We start from the raw sequence: 7,208 nt of genomic DNA, 5'->3' as shown, positions 1-7,208 counted from the left end.
CCTATCCCCTGTGTGCCTTGCCTCCCACGACTCCGGACGTCGGGGCCGACGACGACGTCGACGTGCCGGACGAGGACCCGGCCGAGGCCATCGACGAGGAGGTCGTCGAGGAAGTCGTCGAGGAGACGCAGGAGACGGCCAGCGAGGCCACCGACGTCGCCGAGGAAGAGCCGGTCGGCGACGCGGAGGCCGACGAACTTGACGAGCTCGACGAAGAGATCGAGTCCGAGGCGGCCGACCTCGTCGCGGAGATGGAAGCGGCCGACGAGGAAGACGAGGAGGACGAGTAAGATGGCGATCCTCTACACAGACGAGATCCGTGACATGACCGCGGCGGAGCGGGAGGTCGAACTCGAGGAGCTCGAGACCGAGCTGCTCAACTCGAAGGCGCAGCGGGCGGCCGGCGGCATGCCGGAGAGCCCGGGCCGCGTCAACGAGCTGAAGAAGACCATCGCGCGGATCAAGACGATCCAGACCGAAGAAGGCGACTTCGACGAGGACGAACAGTAAGATGATCTCCCCCGACAACCTCGTCAGGCACGAACTCGTCGGCCTCCCGGTTCGGGTGGTCGACGCCGACAGCGACGCCCACGCCGGCGTCGCCGGTCGCGTGCTCGACGAGACGTTCGGCACCCTCGTGGTCCGGACGGCGTCGGGGGACAAACGCGTGCCCAAATCGGGCGCGACGTTCGAGTTCGGCGTCGTCGAGACGCCGACCGCTCGCACAGATGAAGCCGCCGGCGACTCGCAGTCGCCGGGGTCCGCGTCCCAACTCGGGTCGGATACTACGGGGGTCCGCCCCCGTCAGTCTGGCCCGTCCGGGTCCACAAGCGCCGTCGACGGTGACGGTGCGGGTCCGGCGAGCCGACGAGGCGAGTGCAAAGACGCGGTCTACGCGACGGTGGATGGCGATCGGTTGCGATATCGACCCGCCGAACGCACCGAACGAGGTGCCACACAATGGCGATAGGAATCGACGTACCCACGCCTCCGGAGCCAGACAACCCGGAGGATTACGACTACGAGAAGTGCCCGTTCTACGGGCAGCTCTCCGTCCGCGGCCAGACCCGCGAGGGAACGGTCGTGTCGACGGACATGGCAAAGACCGTCATCGTCGAGCGAGAGTACGACGTGTTCGTGCCGAAATACGATCGGTACATGAAGCGTCGCTCGCGCATCCCGGCCCACGTGCCGGGCGTGCTCGACTCGCTCGAAGTCGGTGACGAAGTGACAATCGCGGAGACGCGACCGCTCTCGAAGACGAAGTCCCACGTCGTCGTCGAGATCCTGTCGGGTGATCAGTGATGGAGGCGCTCAAGGCCGACGTCACGCAGGGGCTCTCGAAGGGCTCGCTCATCACGTGCGCCGACAACACCGGCGCTCGTGAGCTGAAGGTCATCTCCGTGTCGGGCTACTCCGGCACGAAGAACCGTCACCCGAAGGCAGGAATCGGCGACAAGGTGACCGTCTCGGTCACGAAAGGGACCCCGGAGATGCGGCGGCAGGTGCTGGAGGCGGTCGTCGTCCGCCAGCGCAAGCCGATCCGCCGTCCGGACGGCACGCGCGTGAAGTTCGAGGACAACGCGGCCGTCATCATCGACGACCTCGAGGAGCCGCGGGGCACGGAGATCAAAGGCCCCGTCGCCCGCGAGGTCGCCGAACGGTTCGGGAGCATCGCCTCGACCGCGACGATGATCGTCTAACTATGACGAAACAGCCACGCAAACAACGAAAACGGTCGGAGACCGCGCCGCTCCACGAGCGGCAGAACCAGGTCCGGGCCACCCTCACCGCCGATCTCCGCGAGGAGTACGGACAGCGGAACGTCCGCGTCAACGCCGGCGACACCGTCGAGGTGCTTCGCGGCGACGCGGCCGGAACGGAGGCGGAGGTCGTCTCCGTCGACCTGTCCGCAGAGCGGATCACGGTCGAAGACGTCACCGTCGAGAAGGCGGACGGGGAGGAGGTTCCCCGCCCCATCCCGGCGAGCAACGTCCGGGTGACCGAACTGGACCTCGAAGACGAGCGCCGCGAGGCGCGGCTCCAGGAGGACAACGAATGACGCGACACCAGAAGCGACTGTCAGTACCGAACTCCTGGCCGGTCGAGCGCAAGACGGACACGTTCACGGTGAAGGCGGGCGCGGGCCCGCACGGCGAGGCGGGCGTTCCGCTCGTCGTCCTGCTTCGGGACGTGCTCGGCTACGTCGACTCGACGAAGGAGGCGCGCTACGCGCTGAACAACGACTCGATCCTCGTCAACGGGGACGCCATCTCGGACGAACAGCGTCCGATCGGGATGTTCGACATCCTGGCGTTCCCCGAGCGCGGGGAGTACTTCCGCGTCTTCCCCGACGAGGGCGGTCGGCTCGCCTTGACCCCCGTCGACGAGGAGGCCGCGGGCAGCCGGCTCGGGAAGATCACGAACAAGACCGTCGTCCCCGGCGGGGTCGTCCAGCTGACGCTCCACGACGGGACGAACGTCCGCGTCGACGACGACGCGGACTACGAGACGAACGACTCGATCGTCGTCGACAACGAGACGAAGGAGATCGTCGCCCACTTCGAGTACGAGGAGGGTGCACTCGTGACCGCCGTCGCCGGCCAGCACGCCGGTCAGATCGGCGAGATCGACGACATCGACGTGACTCTCGGGTCCGGAGACAACACCGTCACCGTCGCCAGCGAGGACGGCGGCTACGAGACGGTCGAGGAGTACGTCGTCGTCATCGACGAGAACTTCACGGACGACGAGGAGGCGGGTGATTCGGATGAGTGAAGCCGACAGCGCCGCCAACGAGATGCGCGAGCCGTACCTCGAGAAGGTCGTCGTCCACATGGGCGTCGGGCAGGGCGGTGAACCCCTCGCCGACGCCGAGGAGATCATCGAGGAGATCACGGGCCAGCAGTCGGTCCGGACCACCTCGAAGCGCACCATCGCCGAGTTCGGGATCCGCAAGGGCGACCCGATCGGCGTCAAGGTGACGCTGCGGGGCGAGGACGCGCACGCGTTCCTCGAAACCGCGCTGGAGCTGGTCGAAATCGGCCGGAGCCAGTTCGACGACACGGGCAACCTCAGCTTCGGGGTCGAGGACCACACCGACTTCCCGAGCCAGGAGTACGATCCCAACACCGGGATCTACGGTCTCGACGTGACGACGACGATCGTCCGTCCCGGCTACCGCGTCTCGAAGCGCGACAAGGCGACGGGGACAATCCCCGCCCGCCACCGGATGACAGCCGAGGACGCGGCCGCGTTCCTCGAAACGAACTTCAACGTCGAGGTAACCGAATGAGCGAAGCGAACAACGACACGGGCGAGCACGCCGCGAAGCGCACCGACTCCCGGCACACGTGCCGGCGGTGCGACCGCGAGCAGGGACTTGTCGGCAAGTACGATATCAACCTCTGCCGGCAGTGTTTCCGCGAGGTCGCCCGAGACATGGGATTCGAGAAGTACAGCTGATCATGACGGGAAACGATCCATTCACCAACGCGCTCGCCGGCATGGACAACGCCGAGAGCGTTGGCCATCTGTCGTACACGGTAGAGCCCGCTTCGAACACCATCGGCTCCGTCCTCGAGGTCCTCTACGACCGCGGGTACGTCGACGGCTTCGAGTACGTCGACGACGGGAAGGCCGGGAAGTTCGAGGTCGAACTGAAAGGCGCGATCAACGAGTGTGGCGCAGTCAAGCCCCGCTATTCGGCGGGCGCTGACGAGTTCGAGAAGTGGGAGAAGCGGTACCTCCCCGCCCGTGACTACGGGACGCTCATCGTCACGACGAGCCACGGCGTCATGAGCCACTACGAGGCCCGCGAACAGGGCATCGGTGGCCAAGTGATCGCATACGTCTACTAACAATGAACAGAGTCGAAATCGAGATTCCGGACGACGTCTCCGCCGAGACCGACCACCTCGAACTCACCGTCGAGGGTCCCAACGGGAGCGTCACGCGACGCCTCTGGTACCCCGACGTCGACGTGTCGGTCGAGGACGGCGCGGTGGTCATCACCGCCGACAACGAGGACGCGAAGACCAACGCGACGGTCGGCACCTTCGAGAGCCACGTCGCCAACATGATCCACGGCGTCACCGAGGGATGGGAGTACGCGATGGAAGTGTACTACGCTCACTTCCCGATGCAGGTGACCGTGGAGGGCGACGAGGTCGTCATCGAGAACTTCCTCGGAGAGAGCGCCGCGCGGCGCACCCCGATTCGCGGAGACACTGAGGTACAGGTCGACGGCGAGACGGTCACGCTGACGGGCTCCGACAAGGAGGCCGTCGGGCAGACCGCCGCCGACATCGAACAGCTGACGAAGGTGACCGACAAGGACACGCGCGTCTTCCAGGACGGCGTGTACATCGTCGAGAAGCCCACCGGAGGTGCCTAACCAATGGCAGACGAACTGGAAGACATCAGCGGTGTCGGTCCCTCGAAGGCGGACGCCCTTCGTGAGGCCGGCTACGAGACGGTCGAAGACGTGAAGGCCGCCTCCCAGTCGGAGCTCTCCGAGGTCGACGGCGTCGGCAACGCGCTCGCAGCGCGTATCAAGGCCGATGTCGGCGGGCTGGAGGTCGACGAGGAGGCGGACGCGGAGATCGAAGACGAGACGGACGAGGAGGAGGCGGTCGAGGAGACCGACGAGTCCGAGACCGTCGAGACGGAGCTTCGGCCCCGCGGTCACGCCGACAAGACGCCGGAACTGGACGACGAGACCGCTCGCGCGCTCGCACAGAAGCACCGTGAGGGGAAACCGCAGTTCAACCGGCAGGACTACCACAAGAAAAAGCGGATCCCGACGTCGTGGCGCAAGCCGCGCGGCGGGCTCTCCAAACAGCGCCGTCGGATGAAATCGAAGGGACCGGTCGTCGAGGCCGGCTTCCGTTCGCCGACGGCGTCCCGCGACCTACACCCGAGCGGCTTCGAGGAGGTCCGTGTACATAACACGGACGACCTCGAAGGCGTCGACGGCGACACGCAGGCGGTGCGGATCGCCTCGAAGGTCGGCGGTCGCAAGCGCGAACTGATCGAAGACGAGGCGGAGGAGCGCGAGATCCGCGTGCTGAACCCGACCTACGTCGAAGTGGAGGTCGACGATGAGTGACCTGAAAGCCCAGAAACGGCTCGCAGCGGACGAGCTGGACGTCGGCAAGGGCCGCGTCTGGCTCGACCCCGAGGCACAGGAGGAGATCGCGGACGCGATCACCCGCGAGGACGTCCGCGAGCTCATCGAACAGGGAACGATCCGCGCGAAGGACGCGAAGACGAACTCGCGCGGTCGCGCCCGTGAGCGCTCCGACAAGCGCTCCTACGGGCACCAGTCGGGTGCCGGTACCCGGAAGGGGAAGTCCGGCGCGCGGCAGAACACGAAAGACGACTGGAAGGCGCGGATCCGCGCACAGCGGGCGCGCCTGAAGGAGCTTCGCGACGAGGAAGACGTGCTCGACGCCTCCGAGTACCGCACGCTGTACAACAAGGCGAGCGGCGGAGACTTCGAGGACGTCGCCCGTCTCGAGGCGTACATTCGGACGCAGTTCGGTTACGAGGTGACGGACTAATGGCGACAGGACCACGATACAAGGTGCCGATGCGCCGCCGCCGCGAGGTCCGGACGGATTACCATCAGAGGTTGCGCCTGCTGAAATCGGGCAAGCCTCGCCTGGTCGCCCGGGTGAGCAACGCTCACGTCAGGGCGCAGCTGGTGACTCCCGGACCTGACGGCGACGAGACCCACGCGGCCGCCTCCAGCGAGGAGCTCGGCGAGTACGGCTGGGACGCCCCCACGGGCAACCTCCCCAGTGCGTACCTCACCGGCTTCCTCGCGGGCGCTCGCGCCGTCGACGCCGGCCTCGACGAGGCCGTCCTCGACATTGGGCTCAACACGGCGACGCCCGGCAACAAGACGTTCGCGGTACAGGAAGGAGCGATTGACGCGGGCCTTGAGGTCCCGCACAACGACGACGTGCTGGCCGACTGGTCGCGCACGCGCGGCGAACACATCGCCGACTACGCCGAGCAGCTCGACGAGCCGCTGTACAGCGGCGAGTTCGACGCCAGCGAGCTACCCGAGCACTTCGATTCCGTGCTCGCGACAATCCAGGAGGACCATGAGTAGACACAACGACGGCTGGGAACCGCGGACGCGACTCGGCCGCAAGGTACAGGACGGCGAGGTCACGTCGATGGAACAGGCGCTCGAATCCGGACTCCCGCTGAAGGAGGCCGAGATCGTCGATCAGCTCCTCCCGGGGCTGGAAGACGAGGTGCTGGACATCAACATGGTCCAGCGCATGACCGACTCGGGCCGCCGCGTGAAGTTCCGCTGCGTGGTCGCCGTGGGCAACCGCGACGGCTACCTCGGCTACGCGCAGGCCCGCGACGATCAGGTCGGCGGCGCGATCCAGAAGGCGATCGACGTCGCGAAGCTGAACATCATCTCCGTCGACCGCGGCTCCGGGTCCTGGGAGGACCAGCCCGGTGGCACCAACTCCCTCACCCGAACGGCGAAGGGGAAGGCCGGCTCCGTTACGGTCGAAATCAAGCCCGCCCCGCAGGGGCTGGGTCTCGCGGCCGCGGAGACGGTCCGCAACATCTTGGAGCTCGCCGGCGTCGAGGACGCCTGGACCAGCTCCGACGGCAACACGCGCACGACGGTGAACCTCGCGAAGGCGACGTTCAACGCCTTGGAGAACGCGGCGCAGTCCCGCACTCCGCAGCACGCGCGCGAAGTCCACTACGACGAGGTGAGCGAGTGATGCAGGCGATCGTTCAGCTCCGCGGCGACGTCAACCTCGAGTACGGCGTCGAGGACACGCTCGATATGCTGAACATCGGGCGCGTCAACCACGCGACGTTCGTCCCCGAGACGGACTCGTACCGCGGCATGATCACGAAGGTCAACGACGTCGTCGCGTTCGGGGAACCGAGCGTCGAGACCGTCGCGCGCACGATCGCGCTGCGGGGCGAGCCGCTCGAAGGCTCCGCCGACGTCGACGACGAGTGGATCGACGACAACACCGACTACGCCGACCTCGAAGCGCTGGCCGAGGCGCTCGTCGACGAGGAGACGACCCTGCGCGAGCAGGGGCTCTCGCCGACGCTGCGGCTCCACGCGCCCCGCGGTGGTCACGAGGGGATCAAACACCCCGTGATCGAGGGCGGCGAACTCGGGAAACACACCACCGAGGAGATCGACGGTCTCC

15 protein-coding genes are annotated in these 7,208 nt (G+C 66.8%); all 15 read left to right on the top strand.

What is annotated here, in order from left to right; all coding sequences use genetic code 11:
* The first annotated feature begins 291 nt into the window (after window positions 1-291).
* Complete coding sequence (gene rpmC, locus BN903_RS13525) at window positions 292-510, top strand: 50S ribosomal protein L29 (protein ID WP_048078233.1); 219 nt, start codon at window positions 292-294, stop codon at window positions 508-510.
* A 1-nt stretch (window position 511) separates the two neighbouring features.
* On the top strand, window positions 512-970 hold the full coding sequence (locus BN903_RS13520; protein WP_048078232.1) for a ribonuclease P protein component 1: 459 nt from the start codon (window positions 512-514) through the stop codon (window positions 968-970).
* Complete coding sequence (locus BN903_RS13515) at window positions 961-1,305, top strand: 30S ribosomal protein S17 (protein ID WP_048078231.1); 345 nt, start codon at window positions 961-963, stop codon at window positions 1,303-1,305. Before BN903_RS13520 ends, BN903_RS13515 begins: the two co-directional genes overlap by 10 nt.
* Window positions 1,305-1,703, top strand: coding sequence for a 50S ribosomal protein L14 (locus tag BN903_RS13510; protein WP_004597429.1), 399 nt, complete (start codon window positions 1,305-1,307; stop codon window positions 1,701-1,703). The genes BN903_RS13515 and BN903_RS13510 overlap by 1 nt, the downstream gene beginning before the upstream one ends.
* A gap of 2 nt (window positions 1,704-1,705) precedes the next feature.
* Entirely contained in the window at window positions 1,706-2,062 is a 357-nt protein-coding gene (rplX, locus tag BN903_RS13505; protein WP_008584888.1) for a 50S ribosomal protein L24, read from the top strand.
* Window positions 2,059-2,778: a 30S ribosomal protein S4e gene (locus BN903_RS13500; RefSeq protein WP_048078230.1), complete on the top strand. Its 720-nt coding sequence runs from the start codon at window positions 2,059-2,061 to the stop codon at window positions 2,776-2,778. The genes rplX and BN903_RS13500 overlap by 4 nt, the downstream gene beginning before the upstream one ends.
* Window positions 2,771-3,295 (top strand): 50S ribosomal protein L5, encoded by a 525-nt coding sequence (locus tag BN903_RS13495; protein WP_048078229.1) that lies wholly within the window; start codon window positions 2,771-2,773, stop codon window positions 3,293-3,295. Before BN903_RS13500 ends, BN903_RS13495 begins: the two co-directional genes overlap by 8 nt.
* Complete coding sequence (locus BN903_RS13490) at window positions 3,292-3,465, top strand: 30S ribosomal protein S14 (RefSeq protein WP_004597423.1); 174 nt, start codon at window positions 3,292-3,294, stop codon at window positions 3,463-3,465. The genes BN903_RS13495 and BN903_RS13490 overlap by 4 nt, the downstream gene beginning before the upstream one ends.
* Window positions 3,466-3,467: 2 nt before the next feature.
* On the top strand, window positions 3,468-3,860 hold the full coding sequence (locus tag BN903_RS13485; RefSeq protein WP_048078228.1) for a 30S ribosomal protein S8: 393 nt from the start codon (window positions 3,468-3,470) through the stop codon (window positions 3,858-3,860).
* A gap of 2 nt (window positions 3,861-3,862) precedes the next feature.
* Window positions 3,863-4,396 (top strand): 50S ribosomal protein L6, encoded by a 534-nt coding sequence (locus tag BN903_RS13480; protein WP_048078227.1) that lies wholly within the window; start codon window positions 3,863-3,865, stop codon window positions 4,394-4,396.
* A gap of 3 nt (window positions 4,397-4,399) precedes the next feature.
* The gene (locus tag BN903_RS13475; protein WP_048078226.1) at window positions 4,400-5,110 is read left to right on the top strand and encodes a 50S ribosomal protein L32e; all 711 of its coding nucleotides are present in this window, start codon (window positions 4,400-4,402) and stop codon (window positions 5,108-5,110) included.
* Window positions 5,103-5,564, top strand: coding sequence for a 50S ribosomal protein L19e (locus tag BN903_RS13470; protein WP_048078225.1), 462 nt, complete (start codon window positions 5,103-5,105; stop codon window positions 5,562-5,564). The genes BN903_RS13475 and BN903_RS13470 overlap by 8 nt, the downstream gene beginning before the upstream one ends.
* Window positions 5,564-6,121, top strand: a complete 558-nt coding sequence (locus tag BN903_RS13465) for a 50S ribosomal protein L18 (protein WP_048078224.1) — start codon at window positions 5,564-5,566, stop codon at window positions 6,119-6,121. Before BN903_RS13470 ends, BN903_RS13465 begins: the two co-directional genes overlap by 1 nt.
* On the top strand, window positions 6,114-6,761 hold the full coding sequence (locus BN903_RS13460; RefSeq protein ID WP_048078223.1) for a 30S ribosomal protein S5: 648 nt from the start codon (window positions 6,114-6,116) through the stop codon (window positions 6,759-6,761). Before BN903_RS13465 ends, BN903_RS13460 begins: the two co-directional genes overlap by 8 nt.
* Window positions 6,761-7,208: 50S ribosomal protein L30 (locus tag BN903_RS13455; RefSeq protein ID WP_048078222.1), on the top strand; the 448-nt coding region annotated here is incomplete at its 3' end. The genes BN903_RS13460 and BN903_RS13455, both read left to right, overlap by 1 nt.

It is taken from the genome of Halorubrum sp. AJ67 (genome assembly GCF_000513435.1).
Note: the sequence above shows the minus strand (reverse complement) of the source record. Positions and strands in the feature narration are given on the sequence as shown.